The sequence below is a fragment of the Guyparkeria halopsychrophila genome (assembly GCF_044582135.1).
GTDB lineage: Bacteria > Pseudomonadota > Gammaproteobacteria > Halothiobacillales > Halothiobacillaceae > Guyparkeria.
This window is the reverse complement of the sequence record NZ_JBDODP010000008.1, coordinates 1-19,504: the sequence shown is the minus strand read 5'-3', so window position 1 is coordinate 19,504 and position 19,504 is coordinate 1. Positions and strand designations below refer to the sequence as shown.

Sequence of the window (19,504 nt, the reverse complement as noted above, 5' to 3'; positions counted from 1 at the left end):
TACCCCGTAAATCGGTAAGGCTAAAGATTCCGGTCGGCCGGCCGATGTCATGAATCCCGATTCATTTGCCTTCCCAGAACCAGCACACGCGGAGCCAACGCATGCCAGCCCTGTTCAAGAACCTGACCATCGGTGCCCGACTCGCCCTCGGATTTGCCCTGGTCATTGTTTTCATCGCGGCCCTGATCATTCCCCTGGTGATCACCGAGTTCTCTGCCACGATCAAGCAGGCGCAGCAACGCGAACTTAGAGAGCTGTTCGAGAGCGCGCAGGCGGAAATCGGTGCCGAGGGCCGACTGGCCGAGGCGCTGAGCGTGGCCATTTCCCGCATCCCGGACGTCGGGCAGGCCATGGCCGAGCGCGATCGCGAGCGACTCGCCGCAATGACCCAGCCGATCTTCCCGCCGCTCAAGGAAAACTTTGGCGCACGCCAGTTTCACTTCCACCTGGCACCCGCCGTGTCGTTCTTCCGCGCCCACAAGCCGGCAAAGTTCGGAGACGACCTCTCCGGCTTTCGCAAGACCGTCCTGGCGACCAACAATGAACGCAAACGCGTCCACGGGCTGGAGCGCGGCGTAGCGGGTCTCGGCATGCGCGGCATCTCGCCGATCAGCTACCAGGGCGAGCACCAGGGGAGTGTCGAGTTCGGCATGAGTTTCGGTCAGCCCTTCTTCGACAAGTTCAAGAATGGCTACGGCGTCGACATCGGCCTGTACCTTGAGACCGACGGCGGCAACTTCGAGGCGTTCGGCTCGACCCTCCGCTCACCCGGCTCGCTCGATGCCGAGCAATTGCGTGCCGCTCAGCGCGACACCACGATCTGGGAGCACATGCTCGGGGAGACACCGATGGTGACCTACGCGCACACCATCGCGGATTTCTCCGGTGAGCCGGTGGGCGTGCTTGCGGTGAGCATGGATCGCAGCGAGTACGTAACGCTCCAGGCCGCGGCACGCAACAAGGTCATCTCGGTGATGGCCGTGGCGATCGCGATTGCCGCCATTATTGGCTTTCTGATCACCCGCAGCATCACTCGCCCGCTGCGCCGCACCGTTCGTGCGATGGACGACATCGCCGCCGGTGACGGCGATCTCACCCAGACGCTCGACGAGAGCGGCCGCGATGAGATTGCCGACCTGTCGGCCGCCTTCAATCGCTTTGCCGGCAAGATGCGCGATTCAATTCACGAGGTCGCCAATTCCACCGGCCAGCTCTCCGCCTCGGCCGAGGAGCTCTCGCAGATCACTGCCGACACCAACGAGGGTGTGCAGCGTCAGCGCGAGGAAACCGAGATGGTGGCCACGGCGATGAACGAGATGACCACCACGGTCCAGGACATCGCCCAGAACGCCTCGGGCGCGGCCGACGCCGCCCAGAACGCGGACGAGGAAGCCAAGGACGGTCAGCGCGTGGTCAACGAGACGATCGACCACGTCGCCGCCCTGGCCGACGAGATCGAAGCAGCCGGCACCATCATCGGCGACCTGGAAACGGCCAGCGAGAAAATCAGCACGGTGGTCGACGTCATCCGCGAGATCGCCGAGCAGACCAACCTGCTGGCGCTGAACGCCGCGATCGAGGCGGCCCGCGCCGGCGAGCACGGCCGCGGTTTCGCGGTGGTCGCCGAAGAGGTCCGTTCGCTGGCGAGCAAGACCCAGGCCTCCACCCTCGAGATCCGCGAGATGGTCGAGAGTATCCAGGGCGGCTCCAAGCAGGCGGTCGGCGCCATGCAGACCAGCCAGGTGCATGCCCGCAAGACCGCCGACCAGGCCCGCGAGGCCGGCCAGTCGCTGGTGACCATCACGCGGGCGATCGAGACGATCACCGACATGAACCACCAGATCGCCTCGGCGGCCGAGGAGCAGGGTCAGGTGGCCGAGGAGATCAACCGCAACGTCACCAATATCAACGAGGCCGCTTCACAATCGGCCGAGGGCGGCGCGCAGACCTCCACGGCGAGTCACGAGCTGGCAGAACTGGCGTCCCAGTTGCAGAAGCTGGTCAACCAGTTCCGCACCTAACGGCCCAAAAACGCCCACGAACCAGCCCCGCCACCGATCGGTTGCGGGGCTTTTTTTTGCTCGTCAATCCCGGTGGATGTCAGTCGGTCGCGCCGGCTTCTTCGGCCCGCACCCGGGCCCGAACGAACTCGCTGTGCGGTACATACAAGAGCTCGGCGATCTGGCGGATGATCGACTCCTCCAGGTGATGCTTGCCTGCATCGGCATAGGCCACCTCCCAGAGCATCTCGATCACCCGGGATCGCTCGGCCGGACCCAGGCGATCGTTGAGCACGCGCACGAACGGGAAGAAGCCGGTGGAATCGTCCACCTCTCTCGCCGCGTGGTCGACCAGGTCGTCCGCCTCCGTGGCCGTCATGCCGAAATCGTCCACCATGGCCTGGCGGATGATCGCCAGTTCGTCGTCGGCCACGTCGAAATCGGCGCGCGCCACCTCCATCAACAGGATCGCCACGGCGGCATTCACCGACCGGGGCGACTCCTCGGGCGACGCGGCATCACCGGGGAAAAACAGGTCTCGCAGGGTCTTGAGCATCGTTTTCTGCCAATGGGCTAAAGGGTGTCGGTGTGACCACCGACCATAGCCCAGGTTCGCCCCGATTTCGGGCTCGGCTCGCCCCACCTGCGCCCGGGATTTCTCCGAAAATGGCGAGGCGGGCTCGGGTACACTGCACACCCCATGACGAGCTACCTGCGCTTTTCCCTCGCCAACGCCCGGTTTCTGGCCTTCGGCACGCTGGCCGCCACCCTGTCCGGGTTCGGTCAGACCTTCTATATCGCCATCTTCGGCGGGGAACTGCGCGCGGCCTTCGACCTGACCCACGGCGAGTACGGGCTGCTCTATTCGCTGGCCACCCTGGGTAGTGGCCTGCTGATCATCTGGGCCGGCCGACAACTCGACCGGATGCCGCTGCCCCGTTTCGTCACCTTCGTCGGCCTCGGTGTGGCGCTCGGCTGCCTGCTGCTCGCCTCGGCGCAGACCGCAGTCATGTTGGGACTGGCGCTTTTCCTGCTGCGGTTCTGCGGCCAGGGCCTGTTCACGCATGTCTCGGCGACCAGCATGGGGCGGTATTTCGATGCCAATCGCGGCAAGGCGGTGAGTATTGCCGCCAAAGGCCTGCCGCTGGGCGAGGCGATCATGCCCGCCATTGCCGTGGCCCTGATCGCGGCCATCGGCTGGCGACAGACCTGGTACCTGTCCGCGGCATTCATGCTGCTGCTCGCCATTCCCCTGTTGCTGTGGCTGCTTCGGGGGCAAGGGCGACGTGAAGAGGCGCACATGGCCCACCGCCGATCGCAGGCCGAGGAACCCGGCGTTAACACCGCCGCCCGGCAATGGACCCGCGCCGAGGTCCTGCGCGATCCGCGCTTCTACCGGGTCTTGCCCGTGATGATGGCCGCCCCGCTGACCGTCACCGGCATGCTGTTCCACCTGGCTGCTCTCGCCGACGGCAAGGGCTGGAGCATGGGCTGGCTCGCCGGCAGCTTTACCGGCTTTGCCCTGGCCCATGTGGCCGGGCTGCTGGTCGCCGGCCCCCTGCTCGACCGCCATGGCGCCCGTCCTTTGCTGCGAGGCTTCCTGTGGCCCATGGCCGCCGGCCTGGCCATCGTCGCCACCGTCGACCAGCCGGCGGCGGCCTGGTTGTTCATGGCCCTGATGGGACTGTCGCTGGGCGGCGCCGCCACACTGCTCGGCGCACTGTGGCCACAACTCTACGGCGTGGCGCATCTCGGGGCGATCCGTGCCCTGGTTCACGCCACCCTGATCCTCTCGACGGCGATCACCCCCGTCGCGATCGGGGTGGCCCTGGACGGCGGATTGTCCATGGAGGCGATCGCCCTGATGCTCGCCGGCTACCTGGTGGGAGCGACCGTGCTGGCCTGGACCGCCGTGGCCCCGCGCCCGCAAGCGGAGAAGACCGCGTGATCCGCCAACTGGCCCATCCACTGGGCGAGGTACAGGTCACGCGCAAGGCCATCCGCCACCTCTATCTGCGACTGGATGCCGAGTCCGGCGCCCTGCGGGTGAGCGCACCTCGGCGACTCAGCGACGCCGAGGTGCTGGCGTTCATCGACGACCGGGCGCATTGGATCGAGCGCCAGCGGGCGCGGCAGGCCGAACGGCCGCCCATCGTCGGCGCCACCACCTTGCCCGACACCATCCATCTGCTGGGCCGGGCCCATGCCCTCGAACGGGTCACCTGCCCCGACCTGCCCGCCGGGCGGGCGCGCGTCACGCTCGATGACGACCGCGTGCGCATTCATTGCGGCTCGGACGACCCGCAGGCGGCCCGGCAAACCGCCCGTCTGGCCCTGCGCGAGCATTGCCGCGACCTGCTCCGCACGCAGCTCGAGCGGCGCGTCGAGCCCTGGGCCCGAGCGATGGGACTGGCGCCACCGATCCATCGTATCCGGCGCATGCGCACCCGCTGGGGCACCTGCAACATCCGCGACCGACGCATCTGGCTGAACCTTGAACTCGCGCGCATGCCGGTGGAGGTCATCGACCTGGTGGTGGTCCACGAATTGGCCCACCTGATCGAGCGCGGCCATAATCGTCGCTTCTACGCCGTGATGGATGACGCCTACCCCGACTGGCGCCGCTGGGAACCCACCCTTTCCGAGTACGGCATCATCGGACTATGAGGTAGGCGGGTGCGCTAGACTCCTTGGCCTTGATTAAACCCAAACCGACGACAGGCGAGCGAATCGATGTGTGGCATTTGCGGATGGCTGGAAACCGGCAGGCGTGACGGCAACCTGACCGCGGTACGGCGGATGATGAGCCGGCTGGAACGACGTGGGCCGGACCACGAGGGCAGTTTCTCCGATGGGCCGCTCGCCTTCGGCCACCGCCGGCTGTCGATCCTCGATCTCACGTTCCACGGTCACCAGCCAATGGTCGACCGCGAGCGCGGGCTGGCGATCGTCTTCAACGGCACCATCTACAACCACCCGCAACTGCGCGAGGAGTTGCAGTCCCTCGGGCATCGCTTCGCCTCCACCGGCGACACCGAGGTCATCCTCACCGCCTTTCGCGAGTGGGGACCGGACGGCGTGGCCCGTCTGGATGGCATGTTCGCCTTCGCCATCTGGGACATGCGCGAGAACGCGCTGTTCCTGTTCCGTGACCGCCAGGGCATCAAGCCGCTGTATCACACCGTCGGTGACGGCCCGCTGCGCTTTGCCTCCAGCATCCCGGCGCTGCTGGCCGCCGGCAATGTCGACACCGACTTCGACCCCACCGCCCTGCACCACCAGTTCACCTTGCACGGCGTGGTGCCGGCGCCGCGCACCATCTTCCGTGGCGTGAACAAGCTGCCGCCGGGCCACTGGATGCGGGTGGATCGCAACGGCAACCGCCAGTTGCAGCGCTACTGGGCCATCGACACCGCCGAGGACCACGACGTCCCGGCCGATGAATGGCCGGAGCTGATCCACGAGCGGCTGCTGGATGCCGTGCGCAAGCGTCTGGCCATCAGCGACGTGCCGGTGGGCGTGCTGCTCTCCGGCGGGCTGGATTCCTCGCTGATCGTCGCGCTCGCCCACGAGGCGGGCGTGACGCCGAAGACCTTCACCATCGGCTTCGAGGACCAGCCCGAGGAAAAGGGCAGCGAATTCGAATTCGCCGACCCGGTCGCCGAGCGCTACCAGACCGAGCACTTTCGCTTCCACGTGCCCAACGAGCAGGTTCTCAGCCGCCTGCCCGAGGCGGTGCGCGAGATGAACGAGCCGATGTTCGGCCAGGACGCGGTGGCCTTCTATCTGCTCTCCGAACAGGTCGCCCGCGAGGTCAAGGTGGTGCTCTCCGGCCAGGGCGCCGACGAGGTCTTCGGGGGCTACTTCTGGTATCCCAAAATGGCGGAGACCGAAGGCTCGGATCTCGAACGCTTTGCGCCGTACTACTTCGATCGCAGCCACGAGGAGCTGATGGCGATGGTCACCGAGCGCTTTCGCGGCCCCGATGTCACCAGCGAACTGGTAAAGAGGGGACTGGCAGGGGCCGGCGGCGGCTCGTTCGCCAACCGCGTGCTGGGTTTCGATGCCAGCACCTTGATCGTCGACGATCCCGTAAAGCGGGTCGACAACATGACCATGGCCTGGGGACTGGAGGCGCGGGTGCCGTTCCTCGACACGGGCCTAGTCGAGGCGGCCATGCGGGTGCCGGCGGAACACAAGCTCGCCCAGGGCGGCAAGGGCATCCTCAAGAGCATCGCCCGCGGGCGGGTTCCCGATGCGGTCATCGACCGGCCCAAGGGCTATTTCCCGGTCCCCGCGCTCAAGTTCGTGCGCGGCCCGTTCCTCGAGTTCATGCGCGAGATCCTTACCTCGGACACCGCCCGCGCCCGCGGCCTGTTCGAACCGGCCTACGTGGAAAAGCTGCTGGCCGAACCCGATCGCCACTTCACCCGCCTGCAAGGCGCCAAGATCTGGCACCTGGCGGTGTTCGAGCTGTGGCTGCAGGAACAGGGACTGTAGGCAACCTCGGCGCGATTCGATGGCACCACTATCTGACCTTATGGACAATCAAATCACGGTGGTACAGACGGCCGATGGATTGCGTTAGAGTCGATATCAGGATTTGCTGAAACGACTCAACGGACCGAGCGACCATGCCCGACGACGCCCTGACCGAGCCCGACCCCATCGACCTGCCCGACTGGGACGCGGGCCCCCACGACTGGCCCATGGCGGCCACCTCGCTGCGGGCGACCGTCGACGCCCCCACCGCGCGCCGATCGACGCGACTGGCCGACCTGCAGAACCAGGTGCGCTGCCTGATTCAACGCGCCCGTCACCAGAAGCTGCGGGTGCTGCTGGGCGTACTCAACCGCATCGACCAGGAAATCGCGCGTGAACACGCCCAGGGCTCGGCCGACCTCTCGCGGCTCAACCGACTGATCCGCTATTTCGATCGCCTGATCCAGCACCTGCAAAAGACACAGGACGAGACCCCGGAGGCCATCGCCCTCTACACCGGCAGCACCGACTTGCCGGAGTTGCTGGAAGACTCACTGCGCCGCAGCGGTTTCGGTGCCCATCCGATCAACCTGGAAAACCCGGACCCGGCCCTGCTGGAGCACACGGGCCTGTTGATCTATCTCGCGCAGGACGATGCCGACCACGAGCGCGAATTCAGCCAACTCGCCGAGCTGAAAAAACGCATGTCCGCCTGCGCCCAGTCACTGATGGTCAGTCAGCGCGACGACTTTGCCATCCGCGCGGCCGCCGTCCGCGCCGGCATCGACCACGTGATCACCCATCCGATCGACTCCGCGCGCCTGAACACCCTCCTGACGGGCGCACGCGCCTACGAATGCGACGACGAACAGATCACCGTGCTCCTGGTCGACGACATGGCCACCGCGGGCATGTACTGGCGCAAGCAGTTCGCCCGCGCCAATGTCCGATTGCTGTTCGAGACCCGCCCCCAGGCCGCCTTCGACGCAGCGCTTGCCGAACAACCCGATGTCATCCTGCTGGATCTCTACATGCCGGAGATGGACGGCGTCGATCTGGCGCGCATCTTCCGCGAGCACCCGCAACTCTCGGACGTGCCGATCCTGTTCATGTCTACCGAGGAACGCGATCAGCACCGACTCGAGGCCAAGCTCCAGGGCGGTGACGACTTTCTCAACAAGTCGATCGCCGGCGACGATTTGATCCGCATGGTGCGCTACCGTGCGCAACGCTACCGTCAGGCCCGTGCCGAACGGCGTACCGACTCGCTTACCGGGCTGCTCAACCACCGCGCGATCACTAGCCTGGTCGACAGCGAGCTCGACCGCGCCATCCGCCAGGAACAACCGCTGTCGGTGGTGATGATCGACATCGACAATTTTAAGAGCGTCAACGACACCCACGGCCACCCGGCCGGCGACCGCGTGATCCGTCGGCTCTCGACCCTGCTCAATACCCGCTTGCGCAAATACGACGGCGTCGGGCGCTACGGCGGCGAGGAATTCATGGTCGTCCTGCCGGCCACCGAACTCGATGCGGCCATGGAACTGATCGATCGGTTACGCCAGCAGTTCGCCGATATCGCCGTCACCACCGAGGCCGGCGACACCATTCACTGCCAGTTCAGTGCCGGCGTGGCGGGCTACCCCGAGCACATCACCCCGCAGGAAATCATCAGTGCCGCCGATGGCGCCCTCTACGCCGCCAAGCAGGCCGGGCGAAATCAGGTCAAGGCGCGCCATTACGAGGATTAGGGTGGCCGTATGACGGCCCGCCCCCTCCCAAGCCTTGCTAAATCGGTACGAATTTGGTCCCATATAAAGTCATTCGGGCCACCCGTTCATCGACGGGGACCACCAGACACCCCAGCAGTCACCAATTCAACGGGAGACCATCACGTGGAAGCTCTTGAGCGCATTGACCAGTTCGTCAAAGAAAACCCTATCCTGATCTTCATGAAGGGCACCCCGCAATTCCCGACCTGCGGCTTTTCCAGCCGTACCGCCGAGGCGATGAAGGGCTGCGGTGTGCCGTTCGGCTACGTCAACGTCATGGCCGACCCGGAGATCATGCAGGCCCTGCCCAGCTACCAGGACTGGCCGACCTTCCCGCAGGTCTACGTCAACGGCGAGCTGATCGGCGGCGCGGACATCACCATCGAGATGTACGAGCGGGGTGAACTCAAGCCGCTGTTCGAGAAAGCCGCGGCCGAGGCCGAAGGCGACAAGGAAGCCGACAAGGCCGAATAAGCGTCAATCGACAAGCCAATGAATCGACACAACCCGGCCCAACGGCCGGGTTTTTATTGGCCGGCGGCCGGGCGACGCGCCAGCTCTTTTCGACCCCGCATGCCCATCAGGCGTCCTCGCCGAGAACGTCGGGCCGCTTCCCGACGCCCTGACGCTCTTCCTGGGATTGGCTCGGCGGCTCGTCACCAGCCTCGCTACTCGACTCCCCGCCGGGCTCTCGGCTGGGCTCATCGTTTGGCTCCGCGCTTGATCGGTCATCGGTCGACTCTCGCTCGAGCACCACCCGCGAGCGCGGCAGGTAACGCCCACCATCAAGCTCCTGCAGGAAACGGATCAGCCCCTCACGCACCTTGCAACAGAGGTACCAGGCCGCCACTCCGTCGTTCGCGCTCACGAGCGCCCGAACCTCCACGGTCCAGTCGCGACATTCAGTGACCAGGACGCTGGCGACGGCGTCGTCGTGGTTCTCGTCATCCTGCACCAGCTCGATCAGCTTCTCCCGAATCGGATCGATCGGCACGGTGTAGTCGAGATACAGAAACACCTCGCCATAAATGTTGAGATCACCATCCTCACTGGCATACGAGTAGTTGTAGATCGGCTCGTCGATCAACATCGTCGACGGCACCGTGAGCCGACGCAGATCCCAGATGCGGATGACCGCGTAGGTGTAGGTGATGTTCTCGATGTATCCCCATTCGCCCTTGAAGATCACCAGGTCACCAATGCGCATCGGCTGGGTGAGTGCCACCTGCAGTCCAGCGAACAGGCTGGCGATGCTGCGCTGGGCCCCGATGCCGATCATCAGACTGATCACGCCGGCCGAGGCCAGCAATGACAGCCCCAGCGAGGCAAACCAGTCGAAGGTCGATAACGCGACGATCAGCCCCACGAAGAAGATCACGCCGGTCAGCGTCCGGCTGAGTACCGTCATCTTAGTGTTGTATGTGCGGGCCTGAAAGATGCTGATCTCCTCCAGTCGCCGCAATTTGCTCTTGCCGTAGGTGGAGAAGTACATGCGCACCACGTTGATGAGCAGCCAGGTCAACGAACCCACCACCCCGATAAAGACGACTGAATCGTAAAGCTCGCGCCCAAGGTCCGGCAGCACGACCAGCGGACGGGACAACGATCCGAGCAGCAGGAAGAAGACCAACGACACGAACCCGAAGCCGATATAACGCTGCAGGTAAGGCACCCAGTCGGCCACGACATCCTGGGGAAGAAACCGCCTGGCCAGCCGAAACGCCGCCCAGCGAATAAACAGCGCCAGGATCGCGCTGAGCACCACGCCGAAGACCGCCACCCCCAGCCGAAACGCATCGCTGCGCAACACCTCGTACCGGATCCGGTAGAACGGCAACGCGGAGACGATCTTCCCCATGCCCGTGTTGTCATAGAGCATGTCGGTTGCCGCCACGGTCTCGGCATCGAACCACCAGCGCACGTCCTCACCGGAAACGGTGCGTACGAGCCGCACCGGCACAAGCTTTCCCTCGACCTCGAATTCCGCCAACAGGATCGACTCTCGGGGAGAGCGTTCCTGCTCACGCTCCTCCTTACGCAACCCGTCGCCATCGTTCGGCAACACGTCCTCCTGCAATTTAAGACGCTGGCGCAGCACGTAGGTCAACTTGCCGGCGACATCCTGGATTTGCGCCTGGGTCATGCCGTCCGGCACTTGCAGCGATTCGGCCGCTTGCTGATAGTTACCACTGCCGGCCGCCGACAGCAGGTTCGTCAGTGCCCCACGCGGATGACCAAGGTCACCGATCGTGGGGGACCGAAGCCCGCCGTCTGAATTGTAGAGGCGCGAATCGAGACTGGGTTCCGGCGGCTTGTCGTCACTCGCCTTTTCGACACTAGTCGATCCGGCCCCTGGCGCCAGCGCATCGGTCGGAGCTGCCGCCAGCGAATTGGCCAGTAGCAGAAGGCCGACGACCGCCAGGACGCGGAAAAACGACACGTGGCGCCAAAGCGGGGAATGGGCTAACCGAGGCCACCGGTGATTGGAAAGGGACGACTCGAACCCGAGGACCATGGCAAGCTCCATTGCAATTCGCGAGGGACGCGAGGCGCGCGCACCCCCTCAACATAGCAGCGAACCGGCCTTCGCGTCGGCCGCTCACCCGAACAACGCACGATAATGCGGGACAAAGATTGCTCGGAACGGTAGAATGGCTGGTTCCTTGGGAATCGCCAGCTTGAATCGCCCCGCGATCCATCGCGACCCCCGGGTTTTCGCCGAGCCAAGAGCCCGCCAAAGAGCCCCGGATCATTTCCGGAGCGCTCCGATGTGAGGGCCCCGCGCCCGCCAGTCCCCGCGGCCCCTGCCGCCAGTTGTTGAGATATCCATGTCCGATACCCCCGCTACCGAGCAACCCTCGGTTCGCTTTGCCGATCTCGATTTGAACCCTGCCATCCAGCAGGCGATCGAAGACGTCGGTTACGAAACCCCCTCGCCGATCCAGGCGCAGAGCATCCCGCCATTGCTGGAAGGCCGCGACCTGATCGGCATGGCCCAGACCGGCACCGGCAAGACCGCCGCGTTTGCGCTGCCGCTGCTCAGCCGCATCGACCTCAAGGTGCGCGCACCCCAGATGCTGGTGCTTGCCCCGACCCGCGAACTGGCCATCCAGGTCGCCGAGGCGATGGCGAACTACGCCCGCCACATGCCGGACTTCCACATTGCGCCGATCTACGGCGGACAGGCCATGTTCCAGCAGCGCAAGCTGCTGCAGCGCGGCGTGCACGTAGTCGTCGGCACCCCGGGCCGCATCCAGGATCACCTGCGTCGCGGCACGCTCGCCTTCGACCAGATCCGCATGGTCGTCCTCGACGAGGCCGACGAGATGCTGCGCATGGGCTTTATCGACGACGTCGACGCGATCCTTGCGGAAGTGCCGGCCGAGCGCCAGGTCGCCCTGTTCTCGGCGACCATGCCCGACCCGATCCGTCGCATCGCCCAGCGTCACCTGCGCAACCCGCAGGAAATCAAGATCAAGAACAGCACCAGCACCGTCTCGGCGATTCGCCAGCGGTTCTGGCCGGTCTCGGGCATGCACAAGCCCGACGCACTGACCCGCATCCTCGAGGTCGAGGACTTCGACGCGGCGATCATCTTCGTGCGCACCCGTCAGGCCACCAATGACCTGGCCGAGCGCCTGAAGGCACGGGGTCATTCGGCCGCGGCGCTGTCCGGTGAAATGGGCCAGGCCGAGCGCGAAAAGACGGTCGAGAAGCTCAAGAACGGGCAACTCGACATGATCGTCGCCACCGACGTCGCCGCCCGCGGCCTCGACGTCCCGCGCATCAGCCATGTCATCAACTACGACATTCCCTACGACACCGAGGCCTACGTCCACCGCATCGGCCGTACCGGCCGCGCCGGACGCTCGGGCGAGGCGATCCTGTTCGTCACCCCGCGTGAAAAGCGCATGCTCAAGGCCATCGAGCGGGCCACGCGCCAGCCGATCGAGCAGATGCGTCTGCCGAGTGCGACCGACATCGCCAGCAAGCGCAGCTCACAGCTCAAGGACCAGATCACCGAGGTCCGCGAGGCAGAGGAACTGACGCCGTTCGTCGACATGTTGAACGACTATCAGAACGAGCACGACATCGAGATGGCCGAGGTGGCCGCCGCGCTGGCTTTCCTGCTGCAGAAGGACCGCCCGGTGATCGCCGAGCAGATCAAGGACATGGCCCCGCCGCCGGCAATGCAGGAACGCGACAGCGGCCCGCGCGACGACAGCGACAAGATCCGCTACCGCATCAACGTCGGCCGCGAGCACGGCGTCACGCCGGGCAACATCGTCGGCGCGCTGACCAACGAGGGCGGCATCAACGGCAAGCAGATCGGCGCGATCGAGATCGAGCAGGATCACAGCTTCGTCGACCTGCCCTCCGGCATGCCCGACCGCCTGGTCCAGCAGATGAGCAACATCCATCTGTTCGGCATCAAGCTCGGGCTGCAGGCAATCGGCCCAGCTCCGGCCGGCCGGCCGCGTCGCAAACCCGGCGGCCCCGGTGGCCCCGGTGGCCATCCCGGCAAGGGACGTCCGCCGCGTCGTAATTTCGACCGACGCTGAACAGAAAAACGGCTGCCTTCGGGCAGCCGTTTTTGCATCCAGGCCTTCACGATTGATCCCGCTCAACCGTTTGCCGTAGGAGCGGCTTTAGCCGCGAAAGCATGGACACGGCATCGCGCCTGAAGGCGCTCCTACGGTAAGAGAACCCCCGGGATTACCCAAAAAAACAGGCGTTAGGATCCTCGTCAATCTCCTGCAGCAGCACATCCAGGCGTGTTGCCTCCGGAAACGGCGTGTACCGATGCCATCTCAAGTCGGCACGCTTCCAGTAGAGCTTCCAGACATCACGTGATTTCACGTACACCAGCCGGGCAAACTCCTCCTCGATACGATGCCCCCGCATCGACCGACGCCGCTCGAACAGCTCGACGGCCTGGTTATCCAGCCGATAGCCAATGTCGAGCTGCGGGCGAATGTCCGGCGGCGGGCGACGCGTCTCGACGAACACGCTCACCTGTTTCTCGATGCGCCGCTGATCCAGTTCACTCAAGGCCATAGGCGCCTCGAAAAAGCGTCGTGAGCCGCCCGAATGCAAGGAGCCGCTGGCTTACGCCTGCTTCGCATCCAACGAGCGACGAGACATATCAACAGGATAGGCAGGCACAGGCCATCCATGGCCTGCCTGCTACGCACGCGCTCGGCGCGCTCCGATTTGCTCCATGCAAATCGGTAGGAGCGAGTGACGGCATGGCCGGGATGCCATGCCGGACGCAAGCTTAGCTTGCGCTCGCGAGGCGCATGGACGCGCCGAGTCCGCACGCGACGCCGCAGTTGGGTGGCGCAACAGGTTTTTCGAGGCGCCTGCATGTCAGTTCTTTTCGTGCCGCCAATGGGGATCGCCCAGATCCAGTTCGACCTCGCTGAGCTGCTGGCCGCGAAAATCGACGTGGCCCCGGTAACGATCAAACCCGCTCCGGGAAAAATCGAAGCCGAACCGACGCGTGATCAGCGGCCAGCCCCGATCGTCCCGACCCAGTCCGACCCGGCGCAGGCTGACACTCTGGTCAAGCAACTGCACGTCCGCTTTTTCGGTCGCCTGCCGCGCCAGCGACAGTGCACGCCGCCGATACCGATCGTGCTGTACCCAGAGGCCGACCGCAGCCAGCACCAGGATCAATATGATTACGTCCCCAAGGGTCCACATCAGGTCAGTCGTCCTTTATCGGTTCAGCACTTGCTCAACGTGGGTACTCGCGGCGCGCCAACGGCGTTGCAACCCGCTCAGCGGCTTGCCTTTGTACCACAGTTGCGCTACCTTTCGCTGCCCTGCCGGGGTGGCGGAATTGGTAGACGCAGCGGATTCAAAATCCGCCGGTAGAGATACCGTGTCGGTTCGAGTCCGACCCTCGGCACCAGAACAGAATAACGATTTGGGCGACATCCGCGGATGTCGCCTTTTTCGTTTCCGGCGCTTGTCGATTTACCCGCTCATTTACGAGGTCCCCGCGCACTCGGGCCCAGTCCGTGCTTGAATAACGTAAAGGTCATTCACGGCGGCAAGGGAGAATCATCATGATGCGGCTGTCTTTTCACGGTGCAAACCGGGGCGTGACGGGCTCCTGTCATATGCTGGAGCTCGACGGACTCAAGGTCCTGATCGACTGCGGGCTTTTCCAGGGCGGGCGCGAAATCGACGAGGAGAATGTCGCTGAATTCGGCTTCGACCCGGGCGAGATCGACATCCTCCTGCTGACCCACGCCCACCTCGATCACTGCGGACGCATCCCGCTGCTCACCAAGCGTGGCTTCACCGGCGAGATTATCGCCACGCCGGCCACGCGGGAGCTTGCGCGGGTGGTCCTGCTCGACTCGGCCCATCTGCAGGAAGAGGAAGCCGAACGCCACGCCCGCAAGGCCAATCGACACGGCAAGAAGGCACCCGAGCCACTATACGGCGAGCTCGACGCGCTTAATGCCATGGACCTGTTCGGGCGCAAGGTGCAGTACGAGCAGGCGCTGGAACTCGCCCCCGGGGTCACCGCGACTTTCTACGATGCCGGCCACCTCCTCGGCTCGGCCAGTATTCGCCTGAGCTATCGGGACGGCGAGAAAGACAAGGCGATCATCTTCTCCGGCGACATCGGCAGCAGCGACCGCCCGATACTGCGCGACCCGGTGGTGCCGCCTCACGCCGAGACCGTGGTGATGGAGACCACCTACGGCAATCGCGACCACAAGCCCCTCGCCCCCTCGATCCAGGAGTTCTACGACGCCATCAACGAGACGATGGACCGGGGCGGCAACGTCATCATTCCCACCTTCGCCCTGGAGCGTGCCCAGGAACTGCTCTACCACCTGCGAGAAGGCGTGGAGTCCGGGGCACTGCCAAAGAACCTGCCGGTCTTTCTCGACTCGCCGATGGCTATTTCCGCCACCGAGATCTTTCGCCATCACCCGGAATGCTATGACGAGGACGCGCAGGCACTGTTCGACCGCAAGGTCGACCCATTCTGGCTGCCCGGCGCACGGTTCACCCGCGAGACGGCCGACTCGATGGCCCTCAACCGGCTGGCCGGTGGCGCGGTGATCATGGCGGGCTCCGGCATGTGTACCGGCGGGCGCGTGCGCCACCACTTGCGGCACAACCTCTGGAAGCGCGAATCGAGCGTGATCTTCGTCGGCTTCGCCGCGCCCGGCACCCTCGCCCGCCGCATCATCGACACCAGCAAGCAGGAAGACAAAAAACCCCAGGTGCGCCTATTCGGCGACGACATCCCCATCAACGCCCGTATCTACACCATCAACGGCTTCTCCGCCCACGCCGACCGCAACGAACTGCTCGCCTGGCACGGCGCGATCAAGCCCGAGCGCACCATCCTGGTCCACGGCGAGGAAAAGGCCATGGCGGCCTTCGCCGAGGCGCTGCATGGCACGAAGGTACTCATGCCGGAACAGGGGGAATCAATCGATCTTTGAGCCATCCATCGGCGCGCGACCGCTTACCGCCGGTTTGGGAGAATTTCGCGCCTAAAGGCGCTCCTACAGTGATGTCAGATGTAGGAGCGCCTTCAGGCGTGAAAATAAGAATCGACCAACGAATTCCGACCCCAAATGGTCTCAGTGGGGCCTTGGAACCAGGCCAGTGGCCTCGGTTCGGACATGCTCCCCTACACCCACCAATCCTCATTCCCGCGAAAGCGGGAATCCATACGACGCCTCAATTTGGCAAATGGTCGACACAGACTCACCCAAGGTCGAATCAGACAAACCGCGAGCGCAACTCCCCGATCGCGTCGCAACTCACCACCACCTCATCACCAGCCTGCAGATAGACCGGCGGCTCATGGCCCGCCCCCACGCCTGACGGCGTACCGGTGGCGATGATGTCACCCGGCATCAGGGTGACGTAACGGGAGATGGTGGCGATGACCTCGGGCACCGAGAAGATCATCTGGCTGATGCTCGCGTCCTGGCGCAACTCGCCGTTCACCTGCGTCTGCAAACGCCAATCGCGGATATTGCCGGCCGCCCCTTCCGTCAAGATAACCGGCCCCATCGGGGCATAGCCGTCGATGCTCTTGCCCAGAAACCATTGCACGTGCCGCCCTTGAAGGTCACGCGACGAGACATCATTGATCAGCGTGTAGCCAAAGACGTGATCGCGCGCATCCCGTTCATCGATATACCGGCCGCCACGACCGATGATCACCGCCAGCTCACCTTCGTAATCGGTCGTCTCGGTCGGATCGGCCGAAATATCCACCAATCCCTCGGGCCGGTTGATGGTGGTCGTCGCCTTGGAAAACACGATCGGGTGGCTCGGAATCGAGCCGTACCCCAACGCCTTCACCTCATTGACGTGATCGGCGTAGTTCTTCCCCACACACAGAATGTCGCGCGGCGGAGTCGGTATGGGTGCCTCGAGACGCACCTCGGATAGTGAGCGTCGCGGCCCTTGTTCAATCAACGCCGGCAAACGCTCCCGCCACGCATCCCACTCCTGGATCAACCCCAGCATCGAATCGGGAAACTCAGCGGTGGCGGACAACTCCACGATCGATGCCCGATCCAACCACGCCCCGATCCGGGACTCACCCTCCAACGAATACGTCACCAGCTTCATCATCTCTCCTGCGAATGCCTACAACCGTTACCTCCAACCGTAGCGGAACGACGCCCCGAATGCTGCTGGCTACCGGGTTCTTCGGTGATTGCCCCATCCCGCCGCCAAACACGCCGAGAGCGCATAAGTGAAAAAGTCGGCCACATTCCCTTCCCGATCACCGTGAACACCGTTCCCTTATGAGCCGATAGCGCGACGATTCATGTCGGGTCCGAACAACCGGAGCACCGACGGAACGCCTGGGCCAATGGTCGAGGCTTGAAACCATACGGCTCCCGGCCAAGGCAACAACCCGTTCTAAAGCAGAGCCTTGCCCTGCCCCCCGCCAAGGCCTGATCGAAAACGATTAACGGCCCCGGACGGTCATACGAACATCGTTGCTCCGTCCTTTCGTCCCAAAAACAACACTCGCCCCTCCCGGCAGAATCATCTATGAAGTTCACAACCCCGCTCGACGACCCGCACCAGAAGCACGAGAAGTTCGTTTTTTATAACCTTTTATCAGCAACTTACCCAACTCGGCACGCCTTCTTAAATACACTGTTTCGCATATACGAAGATCACTGAATGAGGAACAGTAGGTATTTTTAATCAAGCCTTAATGTTTTTGAATGGGCAAATTACCGATTTCTGATACGTTGTCGTCCGTCACTGATCCGGGCAGGTCGCTGCAGACGACCGCAAGGACAACGTCGGCAAGGACACGCCGAACCCGATCAACGTGCTCTGCATGCCGACAATGATGTCGGCGAGATGGATTTGATAACAACGATTTCAGGCAATGGACTTGACGACAGGAGAGGAAAGAAAAATGACTTTCAAAAGGACCCTGCTAGCAGCAGCAATCACTGGCGCGACCTTCGCCGCCGGTTCCGCTCACGCCACCAACGGCTACTTCTCGCACGGATACGGCGTGAAGAGCATGGGGATGGGTGGCGGCGGTGTCGCCTTTGCCAACGACAATGTCATGGCGATCGCGACCAACCCTGCGGCCCTCGCTGACGTGAGCGACCAGGTGCACTTCGATGTCTCTTGGTTCAAGCCGGTCCGCGGCTACGAGTACACCAATTACATGAATGGCACGCCGACCGGTAGCGGCGAAGGTGACAGTGACAAAGAAGCCTTCTACATCCCGAGCCTCGGCATGAGCTACCGCCTGACCGACAATGACAGTATCGGCATTGCGGTATACGGCAACGGCGGCATGAACACGGACTACCCGGCCATTTCTGGCAACTACCTTGGCTTTCCGGGCGTCCCGGCGGATGGTCCCTACGGTGACGGCTCCGCTGGCGTGAACCTGGAACAACTGTTCATCACTCCGACCTACTCTCGCCAGTTCATGGACGACAAGCTGACCGTAGGCGTCAGTGCCGTCATCGCACGTCAGAAGTTTAAGGCCAAGGGTCTCGGCAACTTCAATGGGACCGGCGGTGTTGCCCAGGCAACCAGTCTGCCGCCGTTCACTGTTGATCCGCAAAACATGACAGGCAACGGCCACGACAAGGTTTGGGGCTATGGTGGCAAGGTCGGCGTAACCTTCAAGCCGACCGATATGATCACGCTAGCGGCGAGCTACCAATCGGAGATTGATACCGAGGAGTTCGACAAGTATTCGGGCTTGTTCGCAGAAGGCGGTGATTTCGACATTCCGGCCACCTGGACCGTCGGCATGGCCGCCGATGTCCACGAGGACGTAACGGTCACCTTCGACTACCAGCGCATCAACTACGGCGACATAAAAGCCATCTCAAATCCGTCGACCGAATACCTGAACATGTGTCTCGGCGGCTGGATGAGCACCGGCGCGGCGGGCGCGAACTGCCTTGGCGGATCCGATGGTGCCGGCTTTGGCTGGGACGACATCAATGTCTACAAGCTGGGTGTCCAGTGGCAAGCCACGCCGAAGCTGCAAGTTCGCGCCGGCTGGAACCGCGGTGACAACCCGATCAGCTCGGAAGACGCGCTGTTCAACACCATCGCACCGGGCGTAGTCGAAAACCACTACACCGCCGGCTTCAGCTACACGTTCAACAAGAACCACGAGATGCATGGTGCGTTCATGTACGCGCCGGAAGTCTCAGTTAACGGTAGCAACCAATTCCTGAGCGACCTTGCTGCTCAGAATGGCATGCCGGGTGTCACCCAGGACTTAACTATCCGCATGAAGCAGTACGAAGCAACCGTAGGCTACACCTACAAGTTCTAAGCTTTCCTCGCTTCGAATCAAAACCGCCTTCGGGCGGTTTTTTTGTGTCTGCTTTTCATCCAACACAAAAAAACCGGGCGATTGCCCGGTTTTCGTCGTTCTGGCTGTGAAACCTTGCTTACTTGGCGGCGGAGTAACGCTTGACCACTTCGTCCCAGTTAACCACGTCCCAGAACGCATTGACGTAATCCGGGCGACGGTTCTGGTAGCGCAGGTAGTAGGCGTGCTCCCACACGTCCAGCCCCAGTACCGGGGTGCCCTTGACCTCGGCGATGTCCATGGCCGGGTTGTCCTGGTTCGGGGTGGAGGTGACCTGCAGCTTGCCGCTGCCATCAACCACCAGCCACGCCCAACCGGAACCGAAACGGGTCAGCGCCGCGTTGTTGAACTTCTCGACGAAGTCATCGAACGAA

The 19,504-nt window shown here is 63.6% G+C and carries 15 protein-coding genes and 1 tRNA gene; 10 read left to right on the top strand and 6 right to left on the bottom strand.

The window, feature by feature from the left end; genetic code table 11:
• Window positions 1-101: 101 nt before the first annotated feature.
• On the top strand, window positions 102-2,021 hold the full coding sequence (locus ABGV18_RS04865) for a methyl-accepting chemotaxis protein (RefSeq protein WP_396585060.1): 1,920 nt from the start codon (window positions 102-104) through the stop codon (window positions 2,019-2,021).
• 79 nt (window positions 2,022-2,100) lie between these two features.
• Here the strand turns inward: ABGV18_RS04865 and ABGV18_RS04860 are convergent, their stop codons facing one another.
• Entirely contained in the window at window positions 2,101-2,556 is a 456-nt protein-coding gene (locus ABGV18_RS04860; RefSeq protein WP_396585059.1) for a tellurite resistance TerB family protein, read from the bottom strand.
• A 144-nt stretch (window positions 2,557-2,700) separates the two neighbouring features.
• On the opposite strand from ABGV18_RS04860, the gene ABGV18_RS04855 reads away from it, so the two are divergent.
• From ABGV18_RS04855 to grxD, 5 genes are all read left to right on the top strand, one after another.
• Window positions 2,701-3,948, top strand: a complete 1,248-nt coding sequence (locus ABGV18_RS04855; protein ID WP_396585058.1) for an MFS transporter — start codon at window positions 2,701-2,703, stop codon at window positions 3,946-3,948.
• A complete protein-coding gene (locus tag ABGV18_RS04850) occupies window positions 3,945-4,667 on the top strand; it encodes a YgjP-like metallopeptidase domain-containing protein (protein WP_396585057.1) in 723 nt (240 codons plus the stop codon). Before ABGV18_RS04855 ends, ABGV18_RS04850 begins: the two co-directional genes overlap by 4 nt.
• Window positions 4,668-4,733: 66 nt before the next feature.
• The gene (locus ABGV18_RS04845) at window positions 4,734-6,500 is read left to right on the top strand and encodes an N-acetylglutaminylglutamine amidotransferase (protein ID WP_396585056.1); all 1,767 of its coding nucleotides are present in this window, start codon (window positions 4,734-4,736) and stop codon (window positions 6,498-6,500) included.
• Between the two features lie 134 nt (window positions 6,501-6,634).
• Entirely contained in the window at window positions 6,635-8,236 is a 1,602-nt protein-coding gene (locus ABGV18_RS04840) for a diguanylate cyclase (RefSeq protein WP_396585055.1), read from the top strand.
• Between the two features lie 144 nt (window positions 8,237-8,380).
• Window positions 8,381-8,731 (top strand): Grx4 family monothiol glutaredoxin, encoded by a 351-nt coding sequence (grxD, locus tag ABGV18_RS04835; protein WP_396585054.1) that lies wholly within the window; start codon window positions 8,381-8,383, stop codon window positions 8,729-8,731.
• A 106-nt stretch (window positions 8,732-8,837) separates the two neighbouring features.
• Here grxD and ABGV18_RS04830 read toward each other — a convergent pair whose 3' ends face one another.
• Window positions 8,838-10,697 carry a mechanosensitive ion channel domain-containing protein gene (locus tag ABGV18_RS04830; RefSeq protein WP_396585053.1) on the bottom strand — a complete coding sequence of 620 codons (1,860 nt, stop codon included), beginning with the start codon at window positions 10,695-10,697 and terminating at the stop codon, window positions 8,838-8,840.
• Between the two features lie 388 nt (window positions 10,698-11,085).
• Between ABGV18_RS04830 and ABGV18_RS04825 the strand changes: the two genes are divergently transcribed.
• A complete protein-coding gene (locus ABGV18_RS04825) occupies window positions 11,086-12,819 on the top strand; it encodes a DEAD/DEAH box helicase (protein ID WP_396585052.1) in 1,734 nt (577 codons plus the stop codon).
• Between the two features lie 154 nt (window positions 12,820-12,973).
• Here the strand turns inward: ABGV18_RS04825 and ABGV18_RS04820 are convergent, their stop codons facing one another.
• Entirely contained in the window at window positions 12,974-13,315 is a 342-nt protein-coding gene (locus tag ABGV18_RS04820; RefSeq protein ID WP_396585051.1) for a DUF3024 domain-containing protein, read from the bottom strand.
• Window positions 13,316-13,627: 312 nt separating this feature from the next.
• Window positions 13,628-13,963, bottom strand: coding sequence for a DUF3301 domain-containing protein (locus ABGV18_RS04815; RefSeq protein WP_396585050.1), 336 nt, complete (start codon window positions 13,961-13,963; stop codon window positions 13,628-13,630).
• A gap of 124 nt (window positions 13,964-14,087) precedes the next feature.
• On the opposite strand from ABGV18_RS04815, the gene ABGV18_RS04810 reads away from it, so the two are divergent.
• Both ABGV18_RS04810 and ABGV18_RS04805 read left to right on the top strand, forming a co-directional pair.
• Window positions 14,088-14,174 (top strand) — tRNA-Leu (locus tag ABGV18_RS04810).
• Window positions 14,175-14,331: 157 nt separating this feature from the next.
• Window positions 14,332-15,735, top strand: a complete 1,404-nt coding sequence (locus ABGV18_RS04805; RefSeq protein ID WP_396585049.1) for an MBL fold metallo-hydrolase RNA specificity domain-containing protein — start codon at window positions 14,332-14,334, stop codon at window positions 15,733-15,735.
• 283 nt (window positions 15,736-16,018) lie between these two features.
• Here the strand turns inward: ABGV18_RS04805 and ABGV18_RS04800 are convergent, their stop codons facing one another.
• On the bottom strand, window positions 16,019-16,873 hold the full coding sequence (locus ABGV18_RS04800; protein ID WP_396585048.1) for a fumarylacetoacetate hydrolase family protein: 855 nt from the start codon (window positions 16,871-16,873) through the stop codon (window positions 16,019-16,021).
• A gap of 820 nt (window positions 16,874-17,693) precedes the next feature.
• Here ABGV18_RS04800 and ABGV18_RS04795 point away from each other — a divergent pair.
• Window positions 17,694-19,091 carry an OmpP1/FadL family transporter gene (locus ABGV18_RS04795; protein WP_396582746.1) on the top strand — a complete coding sequence of 466 codons (1,398 nt, stop codon included), beginning with the start codon at window positions 17,694-17,696 and terminating at the stop codon, window positions 19,089-19,091.
• Window positions 19,092-19,209: 118 nt separating this feature from the next.
• Here the strand turns inward: ABGV18_RS04795 and ABGV18_RS04790 are convergent.
• Window positions 19,210-19,504 (bottom strand): Fe-Mn family superoxide dismutase (locus ABGV18_RS04790; protein WP_396585047.1); only part of this gene is annotated, 295 nt, incomplete at its 5' end.

Coding starts and splice junctions, on each gene's coding strand:
- ABGV18_RS04860 (WP_396585059.1), bottom strand. CDS start 2,556: ATGCTCAAGACCCTGCGAGACCTGTTTTTCCCCGGTGATGCCGCGTCG.
- ABGV18_RS04805 (WP_396585049.1), top strand. CDS start 14,332: ATGATGCGGCTGTCTTTTCACGGTGCAAACCGGGGCGTGACGGGCTCC.
- ABGV18_RS04845 (WP_396585056.1), top strand. CDS start 4,734: ATGTGTGGCATTTGCGGATGGCTGGAAACCGGCAGGCGTGACGGCAAC.
- ABGV18_RS04820 (WP_396585051.1), bottom strand. CDS start 13,315: ATGGCCTTGAGTGAACTGGATCAGCGGCGCATCGAGAAACAGGTGAGC.
- ABGV18_RS04855 (WP_396585058.1), top strand. CDS start 2,701: ATGACGAGCTACCTGCGCTTTTCCCTCGCCAACGCCCGGTTTCTGGCC.
- ABGV18_RS04840 (WP_396585055.1), top strand. CDS start 6,635: ATGCCCGACGACGCCCTGACCGAGCCCGACCCCATCGACCTGCCCGAC.
- ABGV18_RS04825 (WP_396585052.1), top strand. CDS start 11,086: ATGTCCGATACCCCCGCTACCGAGCAACCCTCGGTTCGCTTTGCCGAT.
- ABGV18_RS04865 (WP_396585060.1), top strand. CDS start 102: ATGCCAGCCCTGTTCAAGAACCTGACCATCGGTGCCCGACTCGCCCTC.
- ABGV18_RS04815 (WP_396585050.1), bottom strand. CDS start 13,963: ATGTGGACCCTTGGGGACGTAATCATATTGATCCTGGTGCTGGCTGCG.
- ABGV18_RS04795 (WP_396582746.1), top strand. CDS start 17,694: ATGACTTTCAAAAGGACCCTGCTAGCAGCAGCAATCACTGGCGCGACC.